Raw genomic sequence first — 23,494 nt, 5'->3', positions numbered from 1 at the left:
CGGGCTCGCCGCAGACTACACCACCGGCGTCTCCGCGGATCACAACGCGTCGTCGGGGAGCGGCATTCCCGTCTCGCGACGGCGCCCCCGCCCGGAGGACCGGACGGGGGCGCTGGGTCGTGCGGGACTACGACGTCGTCAGCGGTACTGACCGAAGTCGTAGTCGTCGAGCGGGACGGCGACACCGCTGCCGCTGCCGAAGACGTCGGGCGAGTAGTACCCGTCGTCGTAGCTCGGCAGCGCGTACGCCGCGGCGCGCGCCTCCTCGGTCGGCTGCACCTGGATGTTCCGGTACCGGTTGATGCCGGTGCCGGCCGGGATCAGCTTCCCGATGATGACGTTCTCCTTCAGCCCCACGAGGCTGTCGGACTTCCCCTCGATCGCGGCGTTCGTGAGGATGCGGGTCGTCTCCTGGAACGACGCCGCCGAGAGCCACGACTCGGTGGCCAGCGAGGCCTTCGTGATGCCCATGAGCACCGGACGCCCCGCCGCCGGGTCGCCGCCCTCGGCGACGACCTTGCGGTTCTGGCCCTCGAACTCCGCGCGGTCCACGACACCGCCGGGCAGGAACTCCGTCGCGCCCGAGTCGATGATCGTCACCCGGCGCAGCATCTGCCGGACGATGACCTCGATGTGCTTGTCGTGGATCGACACGCCCTGCGAGCGGTAGACCTTCTGGACCTCGTCGACGAGGTGCAGCTGCACCTCGCGGGGGCCCATCACGCGCAGGATCTCGTGCGGGTCGGCGGTGCCCTCGAGCAGCTGCTGCCCGACGTCGACGTGGTCGCCGTCCTGCAGTGGGCGCTCGGTGCCGTCGACGGTCAGCGTCGCGAGCCGCTGGCGCTTGGACAGCTTGTCGTAGACGACCTCCTCGCTCCCGTCGTCCGGGATGAGGGTGATCTTCCAGAACTTGTCGCCGTCCTCGAGCTGGATGCGGCCGTCGACGTCCGCGATCGGCGCCTTGCCCTTCGGCACGCGGGCCTCGAAGACCTCCTGCACACGGGGCAGACCGGTCGTGATGTCCTCGCCGGCCACGCCACCCTGCTTGAAGGTGCGCATGGTCAGCTGCGTGCCGGGCTCACCGATCGACTGGGCGGCGACGATGCCGACCGCCTCGCCGACGTCCACGAGCTGCCCGGTCGCGAGCGAGCGGCCGTAGCACATCGCGCAGACACCCTGGGCCGAGTCGCAGGTCAGGACGCTGCGGACGCGGACCTTGCCGATGCCGTGGGCGATCAGCGAGTCGATCGCCGCCTGGCCGATGTCGCCGCCCTTCTCCAGGACGACGTTGCCCTCGGAGTCGGTGACCTCGGAGGCCGCCGTGCGGGTGTAGACGCTGGTGTCGACGTGCACGTCGCGCACGAGGCCGTTCGGGCCCTCCTCCGCGATGGGCATCGGGACGCCCCGCTCGGTGCCGCAGTCGACCTCGCGGACGATGACGTCCTGGGAGACGTCGACCAGGCGCCGGGTCAGGTAGCCCGAGTCGGCGGTGCGCAGGGCGGTGTCGGCGAGACCCTTGCGGGTGCCGTGGGTCGAGATGAAGTACTCGACCACCGTCAGGCCCTCGCGGTAGTTCGCCTTGATCGGCCGCGGGATGAACTCACCCTTCGGGTTCGCGACCAGGCCCTTGATGCCGGCGAGCTGACGGATCTGGGTCATGTTGCCGGCCGCGCCGGACTCCACGATGCGGCGGATGGAGTTGTCCTCGGGGAACTGGTCCTCCATCGCCTTGGCCACCTCCTCGGTGGCCTGGCCCCAGATGCGCACCATCTCGTCGTTGCGCTCCTGGTAGGAGAGCGCACCGCGCTGGTAGCGCTTGTTGACCTGCTCGGCCCGCTCCTCGTAGCCCTCGAGGATCTGCGCCTTGTTCGCCGGCACGACGACGTCGTCCATGGCGACCGTGACGCCCGAGCGCGTGGCCCAGTGGAAGCCGGCGTCCTTGAGCCGGTCCAGGGTCATCGCGACCTCGGTCATCGAGTACCGCTCGGCCAGGTCGTTGATGATCGCCGCCTGCCGCTTCTTCGGCAGCAGGTCGTCGACGAAGGGGTAGTCCTCGGGCAGGAGCTCGTTGAAGAGCACCCGGCCCAGCGTGGTGTGCGCGAGCCACGGCGTGCCCGGCTCGTGGTCCTCGCCGACCATGCCCGGACCCGGGACGACGTCGCCGGTCAGGCGGATGCGGCACGGCGCCTGGAGGTCGAGCGACCCCAGGTCGTAGGCCATGATCGCCTCGGCGAGCGAGGAGTAGGCGTTGCCCTCGCCCTCGCCGCCCTCGCGCTTGGTCGTCAGGTAGTACAGGCCCGTGACCATGTCCAGACGCGGCATGGCCAGCGGCTTGCCCGACGCCGGCGAGAGGATGTTGTTCGCCGAGAGCATGAGGATGCGGGCCTCGGCCTGCGCCTCGGCCGACAGCGGCAGGTGCACCGCCATCTGGTCGCCGTCGAAGTCGGCGTTGAAGGCCTCGCACACCAGCGGGTGGAGCTGGATGGCCTTGCCCTCGACCAGCTGCGGCTCGAAGGCCTGGATGCCGAGGCGGTGCAGCGTGGGCGCCCGGTTCAGCATGACCGGGTGCTCGTTGATGACCTCCTCGAGCACGTCCCACACCTGGCCGCGCTGGCGCTCGACCATCCGCTTCGCGGACTTGATGTTCTGGGCGTGGTTGAGGTCGACCAGCCGCTTCATGACGAACGGCTTGAACAGCTCGAGCGCCATCTGCTTGGGCAGGCCGCACTGGTGCAGCTTGAGCTGCGGGCCGACCACGATGACCGAACGGCCGGAGTAGTCGACGCGCTTGCCGAGCAGGTTCTGGCGGAACCGGCCCTGCTTGCCCTTGAGCAGGTCGGACAGCGACTTGAGCGGGCGGTTGCCCGGCCCGGTCACCGGCCGGCCACGGCGGCCGTTGTCGAACAGCGCGTCGACGGCCTCCTGCAGCATCCGCTTCTCGTTGTTGACGATGATCTCGGGCGCGCCGAGGTCGATCAGTCGCTTGAGGCGGTTGTTGCGGTTGATGACCCGGCGGTACAGGTCGTTGAGGTCCGAGGTGGCGAAGCGGCCACCGTCGAGCTGCACCATCGGGCGCAGGTCCGGCGGGATGACCGGGACGCAGTCGAGCACCATGCCGCCGGGGCGGTTCCCGGTGGCCTGGAACGCCGCGACGACCTTGAGGCGCTTGAGCGCGCGCAGCTTGCGCTGCCCCTTGCCCGAGCGGATGGTCTCGCGCAGGTTCTCGGCCTCGGCGTCGATGTCGAAGGTCTCCAGGAGCTTCTGGATCGCCTCGGCACCCATGGCACCGGTGAAGTAGTCCGCGTAGCGGTCGTAGAGCTCGCGGTAGAGCGACTCGTCCTGGATGAGCTGCCCGCGGTCGAGCTTGGCGAAGGTGTCCCACACCTCCTGCAGGCGGTCGAGCTCGCGCTGCGCGCGGTCGCGCAGCTGGCGCATCTCGCGCTCGCCGCCCTCCTTGACCTTGCGGCGCACGTCGGACTTGGCGCCCTCGGCCTCGAGCTCGGCGATGTCGCTCTCGAGCTTCTGCGCACGGGCCTCGAGGTCGTTGTCGCGCTGGGTCTCGAGCCGCTTGCGCTCGCCGGCGATCTCGTTCTCGAGGGTCGACGAGTCGTTGTGGCGCTGCTCGGTGTTCACGTCCGTGATCACGTACGCGGCGAAGTAGATGATCTTCTCGAGATCCTTCGGCGCGAGGTCGAGCAGGTAGCCCAGGCGCGACGGGACGCCCTTGAAGTACCAGATGTGCGTGACGGGCGCGGCGAGCTCGATGTGGCCCATCCGCTCACGACGCACCTTGGCGCGGGTCACCTCGACGCCGCAGCGCTCGCAGATGATGCCCTTGAAGCGGACGCGCTTGTACTTGCCGCAGTAGCACTCCCAGTCCCGCGTCGGACCGAAGATCTTCTCGCAGAAGAGTCCGTCCTTCTCGGGCTTGAGCGTGCGGTAGTTGATGGTCTCGGGCTTCTTGACCTCGCCGAAGGACCACTGCCGGATGTCGTCGGCGGTGGCCAGACCGATCCGGAGCTCGTCGAAGAAGTTGACGTCGAGCAAAGGTTCTCCCCTGGATGGGTGAGCTGATTCTCTAGAGGGTCCGTGTGGGCCGCCCGGGCCGGTGGTGGCCGGCCCGGGCGGTCCGGGCGAGCGTCAGTTGACGACGTCGTCCACGGAGGGCGACTCGTTGCGCGAGAGGTTGATGCCGAGGTTGGCCGCGGCCCGCTCGAGGTCCTCGTCGTCGCCGTCGCGCATCTCGATGGCGGCGCCGTCCGAGGACAGCACCTCCACGTTGAGGCACAGCGACTGGAGCTCCTTGAGCAGCACCTTGAACGACTCGGGGATGCCGGGCTCGGGGATGTTCTCGCCCTTGACGATCGCCTCGTAGACCTTGACGCGACCGAGCACGTCGTCGGACTTGATCGTCAGCAGCTCCTGCAGCGTGTACGCCGCGCCGTAGGCCTGCATCGCCCAGCACTCCATCTCGCCGAAGCGCTGGCCACCGAACTGCGCCTTACCACCCAGCGGCTGCTGGGTGATCATCGAGTACGGGCCGGTGGACCGGGCGTGGATCTTGTCGTCCACCAGGTGCAGCAGCTTGAGGATGTACATGTAGCCGACCGCGATCTGGTGCGGGTACGGCTCGCCGGTACGTCCGTCGAAGATCTGCGCCTTGCCGTCCTCGCCGACCAGACGCACCCCGTCGCGGTTCGGCAGGGTCGACCCGAGCAGGCCCGAGATCTCGGTCTGCCGGGCACCGTCGAACACCGGGGTGGCGGTGTTCGTGTCCGGGGCGACGTAGCGCATGTCGTCGGGCAGGTTGGTGGCCCACTCGGCGGTGTTGTCCGGGTCGACCTCCCAGCCGGTCTTCGCGATCCACCCGAGGTGGGTCTCGAGCACCTGGCCGATGTTCATGCGTCGCGGCACACCGTGGGTGTTCAGGACGATGTCGACCGGCGTCCCGTCGGCGAGGAACGGCATGTCCTCGACCGGCAGGATCTTGCCGATGACGCCCTTGTTGCCGTGGCGGCCGGCCAGCTTGTCGCCCTCGGAGATCTTGCGCTTCTGGGCCACGTAGACGCGGACCAGCTCGTTGACCCCGGGCGGCAGCTCGTCGTCGTCGTCGCGCGAGAACACGCGGATGCCGATGACCTTGCCGGTCTCGCCGTGCGGGACCTTGAGCGAGGTGTCGCGGACCTCGCGCGCCTTCTCACCGAAGATCGCGCGGAGGAGGCGCTCCTCCGGGGTCAGCTCGGTCTCGCCCTTGGGCGTGACCTTGCCGACCAGGATGTCGCCGTCGGCCACCTCGGCACCGATACGGATAATGCCGCGCTCGTCGAGGTCGGCGAGGACCTCCTCGGAGACGTTCGGGATGTCCCGGGTGATCTCCTCGGCGCCGAGCTTCGTGTCGCGGGCGTCGATCTCGTGCTCCTCGATGTGGATCGAGGTCAGGACGTCGTCCTGCACGAGACGCTGCGACAGGATGATCGCGTCCTCGTAGTTGTGCCCCTCCCACGGCATGATCGCCACGAGCAGGTTCTTGCCCAGGGCCATCTCACCGTCCTCGGTGCACGGCCCGTCGGCGAGGACCTGGCGGGCCTCGACGCGGTCGCCCTCGGAGACGATCGGCTTCTGGTTGATGCACGTGCCCTGGTTCGAGCGCGTGAACTTGTGCAGCCTGTGCGTCGTCCGCTGGCCGTCGTCGTCCATGATCGTGATGTAGTCGGCGCAGAGCTCCTCGACCACACCCGGACGGTCCGCGGCGATGACGTCGCCCGCGTCGACCGCGGCGCGTAGCTCCATCCCGGTGCCGACCAGCGGCGACTCGGACCGCAGCAGCGGCACGGACTGGCGCTGCATGTTCGCACCCATGAGGGCGCGGTTCGCGTCGTCGTGCTCGAGGAACGGGATCATCGCCGTCGCGACCGACACCATCTGGCGCGGCGAGACGTCCATGTAGTCGACCCGCGTGGGCGCGATGAGGTCGACGTCGCCGCCCTTGCGGCGGACCAGGACGCGGTCGTCCTGGAACCGGCCGTCGTCGTCCAGCGGCGCGTTGGCCTGCGCGACGACGAAGCGGTCCTCCTCGTCGGCCGTCAGGTAGTCGATCTGGTCGATGACGACCCCGTCGACGACCTTGCGGTACGGCGTCTCGATGAAGCCGAACGGGTTGACCCGCGCGAAGCTCGACAGCGACCCGATCAGGCCGATGTTCGGGCCCTCCGGGGTCTCGATCGGGCACATGCGGCCGTAGTGCGACGGGTGGACGTCGCGGACCTCCATGCCGGCGCGCTCACGGGACAGACCGCCCGGGCCCAGCGCGGAGAGCCGGCGCTTGTGCGTCAGCCCCGCGAGCGGGTTGGTCTGGTCCATGAACTGCGAGAGCTGCGAGGTGCCGAAGAACTCCTTGATCGCCGCCACGACGGGACGGATGTTGATCAGGGTCTGCGGGGTGATCGCCTCGACGTCCTGGGTCGTCATGCGCTCGCGGACGACGCGCTCCATCCGGGACAGACCCACGCGGATCTGGTTCTGGATGAGCTCGCCGACCGTGCGCAGGCGCCGGTTGCCGAAGTGGTCGATGTCGTCGGTCTCGACCGGGATCGTGTCGCCGTTCTCGGCCGCCACCTCGGTCTCCCCCGCGTGCAGCCGCACGAGGTAGGAGATCGTCTGGATGATGTCGTCCTCGGTCAACGTGCCGGTCGACGGGTCGACGTCGAGACCGAGCTTCTTGTTGACCTTGTAGCGGCCGACCTTCGCGAGGTCGTAGCGCTTGTCCTTGAAGAACAGGTTCTCCAGGAGCGTCTGCGCCGACTCGCGCGTCGGCGGCTCGCCCGGACGCAGCTTGCGGTAGATGTCGAGCAGGGCCTCGTCCTGGCCGGCCGTGGCGTCCTTCTCGAGGGTGGCGAGCAGCGTCTCGGAGAAGGAAAACTTCTCCTGGATCTGCTCGGTGGTCCACCCGAGGGCCTTCAGCAGCACGGTCACCGGTTGGCGACGCTTGCGGTCGATGCGCACACCGACGGTGTCGCGCTTGTCGACGTCGAACTCGAGCCACGCGCCGCGGCTCGGGATGATCTTGACGCTGAAGACGTCCTTGTCCGTCGTCTTGTCGACGGTGGAGTCGAAGTAGACGCCCGGCGAGCGCACCAGCTGCGAGACGACCACGCGCTCGGTGCCGTTGATGATGAACGTGCCCTTGTCGGTCATCACGGGGAAGTCGCCCATGAAGACCGTCTGGGACTTGATCTCACCGGTGGTGTTGTTGGTGAACTCGGCCGTCACGAAGAGCGGGGCCGAGTAGGTCATGTCCTTGTCCTTGCACTCCTCGACGGAGGCCTTCACCTCGTCGAAGCGCGGGTCGGAGAAGGACAGCGACATCGAACCGGAGAAGTCCTCGATCGGAGAAATCTCCGCGAGGACCTCCTCCAGGCCGCCGACCGGTGAATCCTCACCCGCGTCCACGCGGCGCTCGAACCACTCCTCACTGCCGACCAGCCACTCGAAGGACTTGGTCTGCAGGTCGAGGAGGTCGGGGACCTCCAGCGGCTGGTCGAGCTTGGCGAAGGAGACCCGGAGGGGAGCCCCGGGGAACGACGCGTGGTGGTTCGAGGACCTGGTGGCGCGGGTAACTGCCAAGATGCGTCCTTCCGGAACAACGCTGTCTGACGCTGTCAGTAGCTCGTCCGCCTGAGACGCAGCGCAGTGCCCCGGCGGCCGACTCGCGCGGCCTGCTGAGGTACCCACGGGTGACGTGAGGACACGTGAAGGCAGCGCGATCCGACAGTCTAGCCATGGGTAGGCGAACGTGTCGAACGCCCCCCTCCGTGACGCGCCTGCGGGGGCCGGTCCCTGGGGGCCGGGCCCGACCGCGGGGTCGGACGTCGGGGGTCTCGCGCTGGGAACAGAGTGACCGGTGACCACGCTCGCGTCAAGTCCGACGCGCACCCGGGCCTGCCGTGTCACCGGAGGTCCCGTCGCAGGTCAGAGCCACCGCACTCGCGACGGAGCCCGGGAGACGACCCCATCGTGGGGTTCGCCTCCCGGGCTCCGGGGCGGGTCGGGCTCCGTGGATCAGACCGGCTTGAGCTCGCTGATCTTCCAGCGACCGTCCTCCTTGACCACCTGCACGGACAGGAGGCCGGGGGCGTTCGTGGTCTGACCGTTCGTCGTGCGCTCGGCGGTGAACTGCACCATCGCCATCAGCGTCGCGCGGTCACCGGAGAGCTGCTGCACGCCGATGTTCAGCACGCTCGCGGTCTGGCGGAGCTTCTGGTCGGTCGCCGGCTTGCGGATCGTCTGCTCGAACACCGCCAGGTACTGCGAGCCGAACTCGCCGGTCGCCTGGGTCTTCGCGGCGTTGACCGAGTCGTCGAGCTTGGTGAAGTCGTAGGACAGGATCTGCTCGACGGCCGTCCGGGTCTGGCCGACGACCTCGGCGGTGCCGCCGACGTCCACCACGGCCTGGTTGGCGTAGGGCATCCCGTCCGCCCGGTCGGCCCGCGCCGCGAGGAACGCCCAGGTGCCCAGCCCGAGGCTCAGCACCAGGACGACCGCGAGCACCGTGATCAGGCGCCGCGGGTTCGCGCCGAGCGCGGCCACCGGCCGGGTCACCGAGGCGGCGATCCGCCCGACCCGCGACTCCCGGGCCGGCTCGGCGGCGGGGCGCTGCGTCCTCGCGGGCGCGGGGCGGTCCAGCACGGCAGTCCCGCCACGACGGCCGCCCGGGGCGGGCGCGGACGGCGTCATCGTGCGGCCGGTGCGACGGGCCTTCGGGGTCGGCTTGGACCCTCCGGCGCCGGGCCCGTCGCCCGGGGACGGCTCCGCGTCGGCCGTCCCGGCGGTGTCGGCCGTGTCGGCGACGTCGGGCGCGGCGACGGGCGCGGCCGGCTCGTCGTCGTGCGCCGCGTCCGGCGACGCGGTCGCCGGCTCGACGGTCTCCGACGCGGTCGTCGGCTCGACGGCCTCCGGCGCGGTGTCCTGCTCGGGCGCGTCCGGTGCGACGACGTCGTGGTCGACGACGTCGTCGTCACCGGGGTCCCGGCCGGAGACCGGCGACGTCTCGGAGGTCACTCCGCGACGGCGCGGGTCGCGCAGGCCGGCGACCTTCGGGCGACGACCGGCCGGGGCGGTGTTCGTGGTGACGCGGGTGCGGGGCGGCATCGACGCTCCCCCTCCTCTAGCTCTGGCCCGCGGTCGGCGCGGCCTTGGAGGCCTTCCAGCCGTCCGGGGTCCGCTGCATGTCGACCTGGAACAGCTGCTGCTTCTGGGTGGGCTGCTGGTTGGCGCTCGACGCCGTCACGTTGATCGCGACGAGGGCGGAGGCGGTGCCCCGGTCGTCGTCGAAGGCCGTCAGCGACGCCCCGGCGGGGGTCGCGACGACGGACGCCTGGGCCTTCTTGAGGCTGTCGGCGAACTGCTGGCGGACCTTCTGGTACTCGGTGAGCATCGGGTCGGTCAGCGAGGTCTGGGCGGCCTGCAGGTCGGCGTCGATCGTCTGCGGGCGCACGGTGTTGATGTTGACGACGATCTGCTCGGCCGCGTCGACGGCCACGTCCCGGTCGTACGCCTGGTTCGCGGTCGGGCCGTGCGACCCGATCCACCAGTAGACGCCGGCCGCGACGGCGGCCGCGAGGGCCAGCACCGTCAGGACGGCCAGGACGCGGATCGTCGTCCGCTGCGACGGGGCGTGCGGGCCCCGTCGCGTCGGGGACGGCTTGTCGAGCGTGTCGGTGGTGGCCAGGGTGCTCAGCTCCTCGGGGTGGGAGGCCCGCCGTACGGAGGTCAGCCCAGACCCGGGATGACGATCGGCGGGGCACCGCGGCCGGAGTTCGCCAGGACGTCAGCCGGGGACGACGAAGCTGCGGAGAACGCGGTGCTCTGGTCTGCATTCTGCGACGAGGCCTGTGACGCCGATGACCCGGGGTTCCCGTTCGGGGCGGGAGCGGGCCGCTGCCCGGGCGTGTAGGGCGTCGCGGGAACGGGCGTGACGTTGCCGAAGACGCCCGGGGGCGGGGTCGCCCCGTAGTAGAAGTCGTTCGGGTCGAGGATCTCGCCGTAGGGCCGCTTGCTGCCGTCGAGCTCCGGCGTGTGCTGGGCACCGCGCGGGTTGACCTGGCCGCCCTGCGCGCAGAACACCCGGGTGTCCATCGGCAGGAAGTCGGTGTCCGTCGCCGGACGCCACCCGTCGCCCGGCTGCAGGTACCCGTCCCGGCAGTACGGCGGGTCCTGGATGTTCAGGACGAGGCCGAAGTGCACGCGTCGCTCCTGACCCGGCTCGGGATCGGGAACGACAGCGGGCGCGACGGCGGACAAGCCGGGGTAGGTCACCAGCAGCTGCTCGACGCCCGCGAGACGCGGCTGGATGATCCGCACCGTCGTGAGCAGGTTGGCGAGCACGCGAGACAGATCCGGCCCGGTCTCGCGGATCAGCCCCTCGAGCTGGGTGGCCGCGGGCGGCGCCGCACGCACGAGCCGCCGCAGGTTCGGGTCGTCGGCCTTGAGCTGCGCGGTGAACAGGTTGAGGTCGCGGCTGAAGGACAGGATCTGCGGCCCGAGGCTCGCCTGCGTCCCGAGCACGACACGCCCGTCCCGGAGCAGCTGGGTGGTCTGCGGGAGCTGCTGGATCGCGGTCGCGACGAGCGCGTTCGAGCTGTCCAGCAGACGCTGCAGGTCCGGCCCGGTGCGGTCGAAGGCGGTGTAGAGCTCGTCGACCGTGGTTCGCAGCTCCGGGATGGGGACGGACGTCGCGAGCGTGTTCAGGTTTGCCAGCAGCCCGTCGACCTCGACCGGGGTCCGGGTCTGGTTCACCGGGATGACCGAGCCGTCCTGGAGGAACGGCCCGCCGTCGCGCGGGGGCTGGAGGTCGACGTACTGCTCACCGACCGCGGAGCGGTTCGCGATGACCGCGACCGCGGACGCCGGGACCTCCGGGCTGTCGTTCTCGATCTCGAGGTCGACCTCGAGGCCCTCCGGCGTGATCCGCATGTCGCCGACCTTGCCGATCTCGACCCCGCGGTAGCTGACGGAGGCCTTCGGGAAGATCCCGCCGGACTCCTTCATCTCGACCTTGACCGTGTACGGGCCGAGACCGATGAGGGAGTCCGCGCCCACGTACCGGAAGGCGATGTAGCCGATCCCGACGAGCGAGATGACGACGAAGAGGATCAGCAGGTTCCGGATCTGCTTCGTCATGTCAGTTCCCGCTCTCGCCCTGGTCGCCCTGCTCGCTGCCGGAGCCCGCGTCCGACCCGGTGTCCTCGCCGCCGGCGCCCGTCCCGGTCCCGGCCGGGGCCGGCGTCGTACCCGCCCCCGTGCCCGTTCCGGCGGGCGCCGTCGTCGTACCGCCGCCGGCCGGTGCGCCCGGCAGCAGCCCCGTCACCCCGGGGAGGGCGAGCGCGGGCGCGCCGGTCGCGGCCTGCTGGTTCTGCAGGAGCCCGAGGATCTGGTTGAGGTTCGCCGACGTCGGGTTGATGCCGAGGAGGTTCTGCAACAGGCCGGTCAGGGACAGCTCGACTGTGACGTCGATGTTCGCCTGGTCACCCTTGATGGTGTTCAGGGCGTTGTCGGCGAACGGGATCGTCAGCAGGATCTGCAGGGAGCCGGGCAGCGCATCGCCTGAAGCAATGAGGTTACCGAGGATCGGCTGGAGAGCTGTGAGGTCGGCGATCGTGTTCGCGCCCGCGCGATTGATGACGTCGGTGCCGACCACGGAGAGCCGCTGCAGGGCCTGCAACGTCCCGACGAGCAGGCCGCGCTGCTGGTTCAGCACGTCGAGTCCGGGCTGCAGGTTGTCGATGACGTTCGCGATCTTCGCCCGCTGGTCGACCAGCGTCGCGGAGAGCCGGTCGACCGAGTCCAGCGCGCGCACGATGTCTCCGCGCTGCTGGTCCAGGGTGCCGACGAACACGTTGAGGTTGTCGAGCAGGGCGCGGATCTGGCCCTCGTTGCCCGACAGCGCACCGTTCAGCTCCCGCGCGATCGTCTGGACCTTCTCCACCCCACCGCCGTTGAGCAGCAGCGAGAGCGCTCCGAGGACCTCCTCGACCTGGGCCCCGACGTCGGTCCGGTCCAGCGGGATCACGGCCCCGTCCTGCAGCCGTCCCTGGGGCGCCCCGATGGCCGGGTTGCCGAGCTCCACGAACTTCTCGCCGAGGAGGCTGGTCTGCCGCAGCTTCGCCATGGCGTTGGCCGGGAGCGTCACGTCGCCGTTGACCGACATCGTGACCTCGGCGGTCCACCCGTCCGGTGCGAGGCGCACCTCGCGGACCACGCCCACGGGGACGTCGTTGGTCCGCACGCTGGCGTTCGGGACCAGGTCGACGACATTGGAGAGCAGCGCCGTCACGGTGTACGGCTCGTCGCCCAGGGCCGCGCCGCCCGGGAGCGGCACCTCCTGGACGGACTGCAGGCCGCAGCCGGACAGCCCGAGGGCCGCCACGAGCGCCACGACCGCCAGCCGCCAGGCCCGGCGGAGGCTCCGTTCGGTGCTCACCGTCCTCCTCCCGCCAGCGCGGAGATCAGGCCCTGGCCCGGCGCGGTCGGCGCCGTCGTGTCCTGCGCCGCGTCGCGCTCCGTCGGCGTCGGGGGCACCGTGGCGTTCCGCAGGAGACCCGCGAGCGCCGGGGCGACCGTCTGGTTCTGGTTCAGCGCGGCGGCCAGCTGCTGGAACGGCTTCAGTGCGTCGTTCAGGGCTGCGACACCCGCGGGGGTCTGCGTGGCGCACTGGACCTGCCCCGCGAGGAGCAGCGGCGGCAGCGGCGTGTTGGGCGGGAGTTGCGGCACCAGCCCTCCGAGTCCGGCGCTGAGCAGGCCGCACAGCAGCGACTCGCGGCTGATCGGCGGCAGGCTCAGTCCGGGGAAGAGCACCGGACGCACGTCGAGCGTGTCCGAACTGGCGTTGAACGAGTTCGTCAGGTTGCCGAGCGCGAGCGGCGCGGCATCGGTGAACTCGGTCAGCGCCCGGCTCTGCCGCACCAGGATGTCGGTGATGCTCGCCAGCTGCCCGACGTCGGTCCGCAGCCCGTCCCGGTTCTCCCGGACGAAGGAGGCGACGTCCTCCAGGGCCGGCGGGAGCACCCGCAGGACCTCGGAGAGGTTGCCGCGCTCGGCCGCGAGGAAGCCCGAGATGTCGGCCAGCTGGTTGTTCAGCAGCCGCACCTGGCCGTCGTTGCGGGCCAGCATGTTCGTGAAGACGCCGAGGTTGTCGACCGTGGCGAACAGGTTGCCGCGGTTATCCGAGAGCGTGCCGACCGCTCCGGCGAGCTCGGTGATCGTCTGCTTGATCGCCTCGCCGTTGCCACCCAGGGCGTTCGCGGAGGACTTGAGCAGACCGTTGAGCGCGCCGTCCTTGTTGACGGCGTTCGGACCGAGGGACGTCGCCAGGAGGTCGAGGCTCTTGTAGACCCGGTCGAGCTCGACCGGGACCGCCGTGCGCTGGACCGGGATGACGGCGCCGTCGTTCATCATCGGGCCGCCGGTGTAGGCCGGACCGAGCTGCACGTAGCGGTCGGACACCAGCGTCGGCGCGACGATCACGGCCTTGGCGTCGGCCGCGACCGGCACCCTGTTGTCGACCTTGAGCTCGACCCGGACGACGTTGCCCTGCGGGACGATGTCCTCGACCGTCCCGACCGCCACACCGTTCACGTTGACCGTGTTCTTGGTGTAGAGGCCGACCACGCTCGAGAAGTACGCGGTGATCGTCCGTGAGCTCCCCCGCTCGAGCGCGTACCAGAGCCCGGCGGTCGCGACGAGCGCGACGATCAGCACGATCGCGAGGGTCCGGGCGAAGCTGTCGAACAGGGTCGTGAGGCGCGTCGTCACGGGTCAGCCCCCTCCCTGGGTCGGCTGCGGAGCCGTCGGTCTGGCCGCCTGCGCCTGTCCGATCGCGGCGGGGTTGATGAGCGGGACGCCGCCCGGGAACAGCGTGTTCAGGTCGAGCCCCGCCGCCTGGCCGGCCTGCAGCAGCGGCCCCCCGAGCTGGTTCACGGCGTTGCCGACCGCACCCGCGTTGGGGTTGAGCAGCCCGAGGAGCTGCTGGGCGAAGGCCTGCTGGGCCGCGGTGTCGCCGGTGTTGCAGTCCACGTCGAGCGGCGGGTCGAGGTTGCAGATGTAGGCGTCGAACCAGCGGCCGTTGCCGACGACGTTCGCGAAGACCCGGACGAACGGCGCCAGCAAGCGTATGCCGTTCTCGAGGTTCGCCGAGTTCGCCTGCAGCGTCGTGAGGACGCCGTTCAGGCTGTCCAGCGTCGGGCCGAGCGTCGCCCGGTTGTCCGCGACCAGGCCGCGCAACTGGTTCGACAACGCGATCGTGCCGTTGAGCAGGTCGTCGATCGCGGCCTTGCGGCTGCGCAGCTCCCCGAGGAGCAGGTTCCCGTTCTGGATGAGGAGCTCGACGTCCCGGTTGCGGTCGGCCAGCACCTGGGTGGTCGCCCGCGTGTTGGCCAGCAGCTTCGCCAGCTCCTGGTCCCGGGAGGAGATCGTTCGGGAGAGCCGGGAGAGCCCGTCGAGGGCCGGACGGATCGGCCCGGAGGCCCCGTCGAGGGTCTGCGACAGCGTGTCGAGGCTGGTGCCGAGCTGGTCGGTGTTCAGCCCCTCCACCGTCGTCGTCAGGTCGGAGAACGCCTGGATGACGTCGAACGGTGCCGTCGTGCGGCTCCGCGGGATGGCCACGTCCGGGTTCAGCGCTTCGCCGCCCTCGGGGTCGAGCGCGATGTACTTCTGCCCGAGCAGCGTCTTTATCTCGATCGAGGCCCGGGTCTGGTCGCCGATCCAGGCGTCCGGCGCCTTGAACGAGATGACCACGTCGTTCCCGTCGAGCGCGACGTCGGTGACGGTGCCGACCCGGATGCCGGCGACGCGGACGTCGTCGTCGGGCTGCACGCCCGCGGCCTCGCCGAACCGCGCGGTGTAGGTCGCCCCCTGCCCGATGAGGGGCAGGTCGCGGATGTTCAGCGAGGCGAGGATGAGCAGCACGAGGACGAGCAGGCTCACCGCCCCGATGATGATCGGGTTCCGCTTGCGGAACGGCTTCATCCGGTTCATGCGCTGCACCGATCCGTGCGGCTGATCGGCGGGCCCGGCGGCAGGCTGATCGAGATCGGGTTCGGTAGCGGGAGCTGGATCGGCCCGGGCAGCGAGGTGTCGATCTGGACGCCCGCCGAGCACAGGTAGAAGTTGAACCAGGACCCGTAGCTGCCGGCCCGGCCGAAGTTGTTGGCCTTCTGCGGGATATTCCGCAAGGCGTTCTCCACGAGGCCCCGGTTGCGGTTGAGGATGTCGGCCTCCTGGCCGAGCTTGACGATGTCGTCCCGGAGCGGCGGCCGGGCGTCGGCCAGGAAGCCCGCCGTGACCTGCGTGAGGTCCGCGATCGGCTGCAGCGTCGACCCGATCGCGACGCGGTCCTGCGCGAGCCCGCTGACGAGCTGCTGCAACGAGACGATGAGGCTGGAGAGCTTGTCGTCGCGGGCGTTGACGGTGTCGAGCGTCAGGTTCAGGTTGTTGATGACGCGGCCGATCACGGCGTCGCGGTCGGCGATCGTCGAGGTCAGCGATGCGGTGCTGGCGAGCAGCTGGTTGATGTTGCCGCTCTCGCCCTGCAGCACCTGGATGATCTCGAACGACAGCTTGTTCACGTCGTCCGGGCTCAGCGCCTGGAACAACGGCTTGAAGCCGTTGAACACCACCGTGAGGTTCAGCGGCGGCTGGGTCTGCGTCACCGGGACCGTGTCACCCGGCGCGAGGAACTGGTTCATCGGCCCGTTGCCGCGCTGGATCTCCAGGTACCGCTGGCCGACGAGGTTCTGGTACTTGATCGCGAACCGCGCCCCGGTCGGGAGCTTGCGGGCCTCGTCGACGTCGAAGGAGACCTCGGCGACGGACCGGTCGACCACCTGCACGTCGGTGACCCGGCCGACCCGGACACCCGCGATGCGGACGTCGCTGCCGGCGATCAGGCCGGACGCGTCGGTGAAGCGGGCCTTGTACTCCTGCGTCGAGGCGAAGAAGTTGTTCTGGATCGTCCCCAGGAGCAGGACCACCGACAGGACGGTGACGATCGCGAAGATCGCCAGCTTGACCAGCGGTGCGACGACGCCCCTCATCCGAGCTCCACCGTCGTGCCGCGCATCGTGGCGGCGGTGAGGTACGGGGCGAACGCGGGCACCTGCGCCGGGGCGACACCCATCTGCATCCCGGTCAGCTCGGTCACCAGGCTCCGCTCCTCGGGTGAATTGGGCGTGTTCGGCAGGCCGATGTTCGCGGCGTCGACCCGCGCGGCGCCCTGGCCCTCGGTCTCGGCCGGGGCGTCGGCGGCGGGAGCCTGCGTGGCGCCGGAGGCGCCGGTCCCGTCCGTCGCGGTGTTGCCGGAGGTGTTGCCGGGCGAGACGGCCGTCCCGGGCGGGGCCTGGCGGGTCTGGATGCCGCCGTTGTCGCCGCCGGTGACGTCCATGCCCGCGTTGCTGGCCGCGGGCGGGGCGAACGACCCGTCGGCGAACGGGCCGCCCGGCGGGTACTGCGGCGCCTTGCCGTTGACGATGTAGCAGCGCGGGCCGCGCTTGTCCCGGTAGGCCGGGGCGTCGCTGGGCACGTACTTCCCGCGGTCGATGACGATCTCCGCCGCGATCTTGATGCCGGTGTCCGGCGCCAGGACCTCGTTGATCTTGGGGGTGACGTCCGTGAGCTGCTGGAACAGGCAGGGGAACTCGGGGCTGTACCGGCGCAGGAGGTCGAGCACCGGGTACGAGCGCGCGGACAGCTCGATGATGTTCGCGCGGTTGGCCGCCAGGAACGTCGTCGTGACGTCGGAGGCGGAGGTGACGGTGCGGAACGTCGACTCGAACGCGGCCCGCTCCTCGACCAGCGTCCGGCTCGTCGTGACCAGGTTGTCCAGCGCGGAGAGCAGGTCCGGCAGCGCGGCGTTGTAGATGTCCGCGGTCGGCGCGAGCAGGCGCAGGTCGTTGATGAGGTCGGGCAGCGACGGGTTGATCCCGGTGAGGAACTGGTTGAGCTGCACCAGCGTCGCGCCGGTCTGCTGGCCTCGTCCGGACAGGGCCTGCGAGATCGCGCCCAAGGTGTCGGAGAGCTTCTGCGGTTCGACCGCCTGGATCACCGGGAGCAGGTTGTTCAGCACCTGCTCGGTCTCGACGGCGTTCTGCGACCGGTCCTGGCCGATGAGGTCGCCGTCCTGCAGGCGCCGCGGGGACGGGGCCTGCGGGATCTCCAGCGACACGAAGCGCTCGCCGAACAGGGTCTTGGGAATCAGGCGGGCGGTCACGTTGCTCGGGATCGCGGTGAGCGCGTCGGGGTCCATCGCCATCTGGACGGTGGCCTTCTGACCGTCCGACTCGACGGACTTGATCTCGCCGACGATGACGCCGCGCACCTTGACGTCGCCCTGCTTGGAGAGCTGGTTGCCGACGGTGTCGGTCTGGAGCGTGACCATGTCGACCGGCTTGAACACCTTGTTGAACTGCGCGATGCACAGCCCGACGACCAGCGCCATGATCAGCAGCAGCGCGAGGCCGTAGAGGCGCCGGCGGGTCGACGAGAGCGGCGGGCGGAGGTCCTTCGTGGGGGCGGTCATCCGGCGATCCGGATCGACGTCGTGGTGCCCCAGATCGCGAGCGTCAACAGGTTGTCCAGGACGGTGAAGACGACGATGGAGTTCCGCACCGCGTTCCCGACGGCCACGCCCACGCCGGCGGGGCCGCCGCCGGCGTTGTAGCCGTAGTAGCAGTGGATCAGGATGATCGCGAAGGCGAAGACGAGGACCTTGGCGAACGAGTAGACGACGTCCTCGGGCGGCAGGAACAGGTTGAAGTAGTGGTCGTAGGTGCCCGACGACTGGGTGTAGAAGTTCGTCACCAGCAGCCGTGAGGCCAGGTACGACGCGACCAGCCCGATGACGTAGAGCGGGATGACGGCGATGAAGCCGGCGATCACCCGCGAGGTCACCAGGAAGGGCAGCGACGGCACCGCCATGACCTCGAGCGCGTCGATCTCCTCGGACACCCGCTGCGCGCCGAGCTGCGCGGTGAACCCGGCGCCGACGGTCGCGGACAGGGCGAGCGCGCCGACCAGCGGCGCCACCTCACGGGTGTTGAAGTACGCGGTGACGAAGCCGGAGAACGCCGAGGTACCGATCTGGTTCAGGGCCGAGTAGCTCTGCAGCCCGACCACGGAGCCGGTGAAGAACGTCAGGGTCGCGACGATGACGACCGTGCCGCCGATCAGCGCCAGGGCACCCGACCCGAAGGCCACCTCGGTGAGCAGGCGCAGCACCTCGCGCTTGTAGCGACGCAGGGTGCGGGGGATCCAGCCGATCGTCTTCGCGAAGAACGCCGCCTGGTCCCCCATCGTGTCGAGGACCCCCAGGGGGGCGTCCACGAGCGCGCGGGCGCGACGCGTGATCACTGCCATCGGTGTGTGTCTCCGGCCGTGTGGGGAGCGAGCCGCATGAGGGGTCCGTGCCTAGAACTTGTTCGGTGGGACGAGGTTCAGGTACACGGCGGTCACGATCACGTTGATCGCGAACAGCAGGATGAACGTGATGACGACGGCCTGGTTGACCGCGTCCCCCACGCCCTTCGGCCCGCCCGAGGGGTTCAGCCCCCGGTAGGCCGCGACGACCCCGGCCGCGAGGCCGAACAGGACCGCCTTGATGAAGCCGACCAGCAGGTCGCTGGGCTTCGAGAGTGCCGAGAAGCCCTGGATGTAGGCGCCCGGGGTGACGCCCTGCAGGACCACGTTGAAGTAGTAGCCGCCGGCGACGCCGACGATCGAGACCAGGCCGAACAGCAGGGCCGACACGAGCATCGCGGCGAGGACGCGGGGGACGACGAGGCGCTGGATGGGGTTGATGCCCAGCACCTCCATCGCGTCGATCTCCTCACGGATGGTGCGGGCGCCGAGGTCCGCGCAGACCGCCGACCCGCCCGCGCCCGCCACCAGCAGGGCGCAGATGACGGGGGCGGCCTGCTGGATGACGGCCAGGGTGCTGGCCGCGCCGGAGAACGACTGGGCACCGAACTGCCGGATCAGCGAGCCCAGCTGCAGCGAGATGACCGAACCGAAGGAGATCGAGACCAGCGCCGCGGGCAGGATGCACACCCGCGAGATGAACCAGCACTGCTCGATGAACTCCTTCGTCTGGAACGGCCGCTGGAAGATGCCGACGAAGATGTCCAGACCGAGGGCGAAGAGCTTGCCCGTCGCGGAGAGGGCCCCGGCGCCCGGGAAGCGCCCGGCCGTGATCCGCGACGTCACGAGTCGCCCCGCCGGAACAGGCGCCGCAGGCCGCCCTCGGAGCGCCGGTGTCCCTGGCCGCCCTGCTGCTGCGGCTGGGGGTTCTGCGGGTTCGCGCCGCCGGCGAGCTGATCGGCCGCGGACTGCTCCTGCCCGGACCCGTCGGTGGCCGCGGGAGCCGCCCACCCGGACCGCTCCTCGCCCCGGTCGGACCCGGCCGGCTGCGTCGCGACGAGCTGGGTGGGCCCGTCGTCCTCACCGGTCGCGCCGGAGCCGCCCGAGGACCCGCCGTCCTGCGCCACCGGGATCTGCTCGGTGCGCTGCTCGTCGGAGTCCTCGGTGGTCCCGGTGTCGTTACCGGGGTCGGTCCGCGTCTCGTCGGCCGCCGTCTCCGACGCCTCCGAGCCGGAACCGGACGCGTCCTCGGGCGCGTTGCCGCCCTCGTCGGACTTCTCGTCCTCGTCCTTGGTGTGCTCGCCGGCCTGCGGGAGCACGACCGTGCCGCCGGCGTAGTCGTCGACCGGGACACCCACGAGCGGCTCGTCGGACTCCGGCGGCTCCGGCGGGGCCTTGCGGGCCTCCGGGTCGCCGTCCGGGTCGCCCGAGCCGGGCTCGCCACCGGACTCCGCCGGCGACCCCTCGGTCATCGACTCGGTCTGGTTCTCCTCCATCGCCTGGTACCCGAACGGGTCGGCGTCCTCCGGAGGGTTGTCCCGGGTGACCTCGATGAGCTCGGTGCGGTCCTGGTCGCGCGAGATCCCGTAGCGCTCCATGTCCTCCTCGGTCAGCGACTCGAGGATGGCCGACTGCGCCTTCTCCGGGAGGGTGTGGAGGATCTGCATGACCCGGTCCTTGCGGCGCTGGGTCGCCTTGCGCTCGCCGAGCCCCTCGGTCGGCAGCAGCTGCGGGTCGATGAACGACTCCTCGGACTCCGCCGAGCCGCCCTGCTTCTTGAGCTCCTCCATCTCGGCTTCCATCTGGGCGGTGTCCTTCTCCTCGGACATCCCGATGGGACCGATGCGGCGGCCCTGCAGGAACTGCTGGACCACGGGCTCCTCGGAGGTCAGCAGCACCTCGCGCGGGCCGAACATCACCAGGTTGCGGCGGAACAGCATCCCGATGTTGTCCGGGAGCGACCGGGCCGTGCCCAGGTGGTGGGTGACGATCAGGATCGTCGCGTCGAGCTGGGTGTTCAGGTCGACGATCAGCTGGTTGAGGTACGCCGTGCGCACCGGGTCCAGGCCGGAGTCGGGCTCGTCGACCAGGATGATCTCCGGGTCGAGCACCAGCGCGCGGGCGAGGCCGGCGCGCTTCTTCATCCCGCCGGAGATCTCGCCGGGGAGCTTGTCCTCCGCGCCGCCGAGCCCGACCAGGTCGAGCTTCTCCATGACGATGTCCTTGATCTCGGACTCGCCCTTGCGGGTGTGCTCGCGCAGCGGGAACGCGATGTTGTCGTAGAGGTTCATCGACCCGAACAGCGCGCCGTCCTGGAACAGCACCCCGAACAGCTTCCGGATCTCGTAGAGCTTCGACTCCGAGCACCGCACGAGGTCGGTGTCGTGGATGAAGATCGAGCCCTTCTCCGGCTTCAGAAGCCCGATGATCGACTTCAGCAGGACCGACTTACCGGTTCCCGACGGACCGAGCAGGACACTGACCTCGCCCGCCGGCAGCGTCAGCGTCACGTCGGACCAGATGTTCGAGCTGCCGAACGACTTCGAGAGGTTCTTGATCCCGACCTCGACGCCACCCATGGAACTTCCTCCCGGCCTGGTGTCCGACCTCGCCGTCCGCGACGGACCGACTCGAGCTGTGCGCCCGGTCTCGGCGCGACGGCCCGAGGAGTCGGGCATCACATCGACAACGACGGGTGCCAGGGGAGGTTACTGGACGGGTAACCCCCGTCACCCGGGAGGGATACCCCTGCGTACGGAGGAGGCCGGCCCTGGGCGAACGGGTGAGCCGATGGTCCGGATTGCTGCTCCGAACGGTCCAGGAGACGACGACGGGGCGGGGTCCGGATGGACCCCGCCCCGTCGTGGCGGTCGTGCAGCGCCTCCTCAGGGAGACGCGGTCAGCGCCGGATCAGGTCAGGCTGACCTTGGCGCCGGCCTCCTCGAGCTTCGCCTTGGCGGCCTCGGCGGCCTCCTTGGTGGCACCCTCGACGATCGGCTTCGGGGCGCTCTCGACGAGCTCCTTGGCCTCCTTGAGGCCCAGGCCCGAGACGACCTCGCGGACGACCTTGATGACCTGGATCTTCTTGTCGCCGGCGGCCTCGAGGACGACGTTGAACTCGTCCTTCTCCTCCTCGGCCGGCGCGGCGGCACCGCCGGCGGCCGGGGCGGCGGCCGCGGCGACCGGGGCGGCCGCGGTGACCTCGAAGGTCTCCTCGAACTGCTTCACGAACTCCGAGAGCTCGAGGAGCGTCATCTCCTTGAAGGCGTCGAGCAGCTCGTCGGTGGACAGCTTCGCCATGGTGGCGGTTCCTTCCTCGTACGACGCCCGGTGTGCGACCGGGCGGGCTGGTGGGTGGGTCGGGGTCGACCCGTCAGGCGTCGGCAGCGGCGGCGTCGGCCGACTCGACCGCGGCGACGGCCTCCTCGGTGCTCCCGCTGCCCTCGGCGGCCCGCTTCTCCTGCAGGGCCGCGGCGAGCCGGGCGATCTGCGAGGCCGGGGCGTTGAACAGGCCGGCGGCCTTCGCGAGGTTGCCCTTCATGGCTCCCGCGAGCTTCGCCAGCAGGACCTCGCGGCTCTCGAGGTCGGCCAGCTTGTCGATCTCGGCGGCGGAGAGGGGACGCCCCTCCATGTAGCCGCCCTTGACGACGAGGGCCTTGTTGTCCTTCTGGAACTCCCGCAGCGCCTTGGCGGCGTCGACGGGCTCCCCGGACACGAACGCGATCGCCGTCGGGCCGACGAGCAGGTCGTCCAGCCCCTCGACCCCGGCCTCGGCGGCAGCCCGCTTGACCAGGGTGTTCTTCGCGACGGCGTAGGTCACGTCGGAGCCCAGCGATCGACGCAGCTGCGTGATCTGCTTCATCGACAGGCCCCGGTACTCGGTCACGACCATGGCCGAGGCGTCGCGGAACTCCGCGGTGATCTCGGCGACGGCGGCCACCTTGTCGGCGGCCGGTGCACGTTCAGCCATCCGCGCCTCCTCTCCTCACTCGGGCGTACGGACGGTTCTCCCGAGAACGACGGGCCCGGAAACGACGGGAGCCCCGTGCGCAGGCGCACGGGGCTCGATGAGGTGGCACGGGCCGGGGCCCGCGGCGCATCGCTGCCTCGTCCTCCTGCGCGGGCCGTCCGACGAGCGGACCTTCGTCCTTCCCCACCCGGAGGAGGGGGAGGAGACCAGCGGTCTCGGGTGGAACTCGGTGACGATACCGGCGGACGGATCCGCCGGGCTGTCGTGGCCAGGATACGCGACGGCCCGGGACACTCCGTCGAGCGGGGTGTCCCGGGCCGTGGTGCGCGGTCGGTCAGGCCTCGGTCGAGGCCAGGTTGCGCGTGCGGTTCGGGTCGACCGGGATGCCCGGGCCCATCGTCGTCGTCACGGTGACCTTCTTGACGTAGCGACCCTTGGCGGCGGCCGGCTTCGCCCGGAGGATCTCGTCGAGGGCGGCCCCGTAGTTCTCGACGAGCTTCTCGGCGTCGAAGCTGGCCTTGCCGATGACCAGGTGCAGGTTCGCCTGCTTGTCCACGCGGAAGTTGACCTTGCCGCCCTTGATGTCCGAGACGGCGCGGGCCACGTCCGGGGTGACCGTGCCGGTCTTCGGGTTCGGCATCAGACCGCGCGGGCCGAGGATGCGGGCGACGCGGCCGACCTTGGCCATCTGGTCCGGCGCGGCGACGGCGGCGTCGAACTCGAGCCACCCGCCCTGGATGCGCTCGATCAGGTCGTCGGACCCGACGACGTCGGCGCCGGCGTTCTCGGCCTCGGTCGCCTTGTCGCCGGTGGCGAACACGATGACGCGGGCGGTCTTGCCGGTGCCGTGCGGCAGGTTGATCGTGCCGCGGACCATCTGGTCGGCCTTGCGGGGGTCGACCCCGAGACGCATCGCGACCTCGACGGTCGCGTCCATCTTCGTGTTCGACGTCTTCTTCGCGAGCTCGACGGCCTCGAGCGGCGCGTAGAGCCGCTCCTCGTCGATGAGCTCGGCGGCCTGGCGGTAGGCCTTGCTGCGCTTCATTCGCTGTTCCTTCGTGGTGAGTGGATCAGGTGTGGTGACGGGCGGCGCACGCCCTCCCACGGTCTGCCGGTGAG

The 23,494-nt window shown here is 70.3% G+C and carries 15 protein-coding genes and 1 pseudogene; all 16 read right to left on the bottom strand.

Going from position 1 to position 23,494, the window contains the following annotated elements; translation table 11 throughout:
* Positions 1-138: 138 nt before the first annotated feature.
* The gene (locus tag QRT03_RS05650) at positions 139-4,047 is read right to left on the bottom strand and encodes a DNA-directed RNA polymerase subunit beta' (RefSeq protein ID WP_286051525.1); all 3,909 of its coding nucleotides are present in this window, start codon (positions 4,045-4,047) and stop codon (positions 139-141) included.
* A 93-nt stretch (positions 4,048-4,140) separates the two neighbouring features.
* Positions 4,141-7,623 (bottom strand): DNA-directed RNA polymerase subunit beta, encoded by a 3,483-nt coding sequence (gene rpoB / locus QRT03_RS05645; RefSeq protein WP_286051524.1) that lies wholly within the window; start codon positions 7,621-7,623, stop codon positions 4,141-4,143.
* 435 nt (positions 7,624-8,058) lie between these two features.
* Entirely contained in the window at positions 8,059-9,147 is a 1,089-nt protein-coding gene (locus tag QRT03_RS05640) for a hypothetical protein (RefSeq protein ID WP_286051523.1), read from the bottom strand.
* Positions 9,148-9,163: 16 nt separating this feature from the next.
* Positions 9,164-9,628: a hypothetical protein gene (locus QRT03_RS05635; RefSeq protein WP_286051522.1), complete on the bottom strand. Its 465-nt coding sequence runs from the start codon at positions 9,626-9,628 to the stop codon at positions 9,164-9,166.
* Positions 9,629-9,768: 140 nt separating this feature from the next.
* Complete coding sequence (locus QRT03_RS05630) at positions 9,769-11,178, bottom strand: MCE family protein (RefSeq protein ID WP_286051521.1); 1,410 nt, start codon at positions 11,176-11,178, stop codon at positions 9,769-9,771.
* A gap of 1 nt (position 11,179) precedes the next feature.
* Positions 11,180-12,478 (bottom strand): MCE family protein, encoded by a 1,299-nt coding sequence (locus tag QRT03_RS05625; RefSeq protein ID WP_286051520.1) that lies wholly within the window; start codon positions 12,476-12,478, stop codon positions 11,180-11,182.
* Positions 12,475-13,809: an MCE family protein gene (locus tag QRT03_RS05620; protein ID WP_286051519.1), complete on the bottom strand. Its 1,335-nt coding sequence runs from the start codon at positions 13,807-13,809 to the stop codon at positions 12,475-12,477. Before QRT03_RS05620 ends, QRT03_RS05625 begins: the two co-directional genes overlap by 4 nt.
* 3 nt (positions 13,810-13,812) lie before the next feature.
* Positions 13,813-15,030: an MCE family protein gene (locus QRT03_RS05615; protein WP_345783234.1), complete on the bottom strand. Its 1,218-nt coding sequence runs from the start codon at positions 15,028-15,030 to the stop codon at positions 13,813-13,815.
* Complete coding sequence (locus tag QRT03_RS05610) at positions 15,027-16,088, bottom strand: MCE family protein (RefSeq protein WP_286051518.1); 1,062 nt, start codon at positions 16,086-16,088, stop codon at positions 15,027-15,029. Before QRT03_RS05610 ends, QRT03_RS05615 begins: the two co-directional genes overlap by 4 nt.
* Positions 16,085-17,569, bottom strand: coding sequence for an MCE family protein (locus QRT03_RS05605; RefSeq protein WP_286051517.1), 1,485 nt, complete (start codon positions 17,567-17,569; stop codon positions 16,085-16,087). Before QRT03_RS05605 ends, QRT03_RS05610 begins: the two co-directional genes overlap by 4 nt.
* Positions 17,566-18,405: an MlaE family ABC transporter permease gene (locus QRT03_RS05600; protein ID WP_286051516.1), complete on the bottom strand. Its 840-nt coding sequence runs from the start codon at positions 18,403-18,405 to the stop codon at positions 17,566-17,568. Before QRT03_RS05600 ends, QRT03_RS05605 begins: the two co-directional genes overlap by 4 nt.
* 51 nt (positions 18,406-18,456) lie before the next feature.
* Entirely contained in the window at positions 18,457-19,251 is a 795-nt protein-coding gene (locus QRT03_RS05595) for an MlaE family ABC transporter permease (protein ID WP_286051515.1), read from the bottom strand.
* 680 nt (positions 19,252-19,931) lie between these two features.
* Positions 19,932-20,984: pseudogene (locus QRT03_RS05590) on the bottom strand (ABC transporter ATP-binding protein); the annotation flags it as partial.
* Positions 20,985-21,315: 331 nt separating this feature from the next.
* A complete protein-coding gene (gene rplL / locus QRT03_RS05585) occupies positions 21,316-21,705 on the bottom strand; it encodes a 50S ribosomal protein L7/L12 (RefSeq protein WP_286051514.1) in 390 nt (129 codons plus the stop codon).
* 73 nt (positions 21,706-21,778) lie between these two features.
* On the bottom strand, positions 21,779-22,375 hold the full coding sequence (rplJ, locus tag QRT03_RS05580) for a 50S ribosomal protein L10 (protein ID WP_286051513.1): 597 nt from the start codon (positions 22,373-22,375) through the stop codon (positions 21,779-21,781).
* Between the two features lie 334 nt (positions 22,376-22,709).
* The gene (gene rplA / locus QRT03_RS05575) at positions 22,710-23,420 is read right to left on the bottom strand and encodes a 50S ribosomal protein L1 (protein WP_286051512.1); all 711 of its coding nucleotides are present in this window, start codon (positions 23,418-23,420) and stop codon (positions 22,710-22,712) included.
* Positions 23,421-23,494: the final 74 nt, after the last annotated feature.

It is taken from the genome of Actinomycetospora termitidis, from assembly GCF_030286555.1.
GTDB classification, from domain to species: Bacteria; Actinomycetota; Actinomycetes; order Mycobacteriales; family Pseudonocardiaceae; genus Actinomycetospora; species Actinomycetospora termitidis.
Note: the sequence above shows the minus strand (reverse complement) of the source record. Positions and strands in the feature narration are given on the sequence as shown.

Bases quoted from the DNA above. Each gene is read 5' to 3' on its own strand.
- QRT03_RS05630 (WP_286051521.1), bottom strand. From the start codon at position 11,178: ATGACGAAGCAGATCCGGAACCTGCTGATCCTCTTCGTCGTCATCTCG.
- rplJ (WP_286051513.1), bottom strand. From the start codon at position 22,375: ATGGCTGAACGTGCACCGGCCGCCGACAAGGTGGCCGCCGTCGCCGAG.
- QRT03_RS05640 (WP_286051523.1), bottom strand. From the start codon at position 9,147: ATGCCGCCCCGCACCCGCGTCACCACGAACACCGCCCCGGCCGGTCGT.
- QRT03_RS05605 (WP_286051517.1), bottom strand. From the start codon at position 17,569: ATGACCGCCCCCACGAAGGACCTCCGCCCGCCGCTCTCGTCGACCCGC.
- rplA (WP_286051512.1), bottom strand. From the start codon at position 23,420: ATGAAGCGCAGCAAGGCCTACCGCCAGGCCGCCGAGCTCATCGACGAG.
- QRT03_RS05600 (WP_286051516.1), bottom strand. From the start codon at position 18,405: ATGGCAGTGATCACGCGTCGCGCCCGCGCGCTCGTGGACGCCCCCCTG.
- rplL (WP_286051514.1), bottom strand. From the start codon at position 21,705: ATGGCGAAGCTGTCCACCGACGAGCTGCTCGACGCCTTCAAGGAGATG.
- QRT03_RS05615 (WP_345783234.1), bottom strand. From the start codon at position 15,030: ATGAACCGGATGAAGCCGTTCCGCAAGCGGAACCCGATCATCATCGGG.
- QRT03_RS05610 (WP_286051518.1), bottom strand. From the start codon at position 16,088: ATGAGGGGCGTCGTCGCACCGCTGGTCAAGCTGGCGATCTTCGCGATC.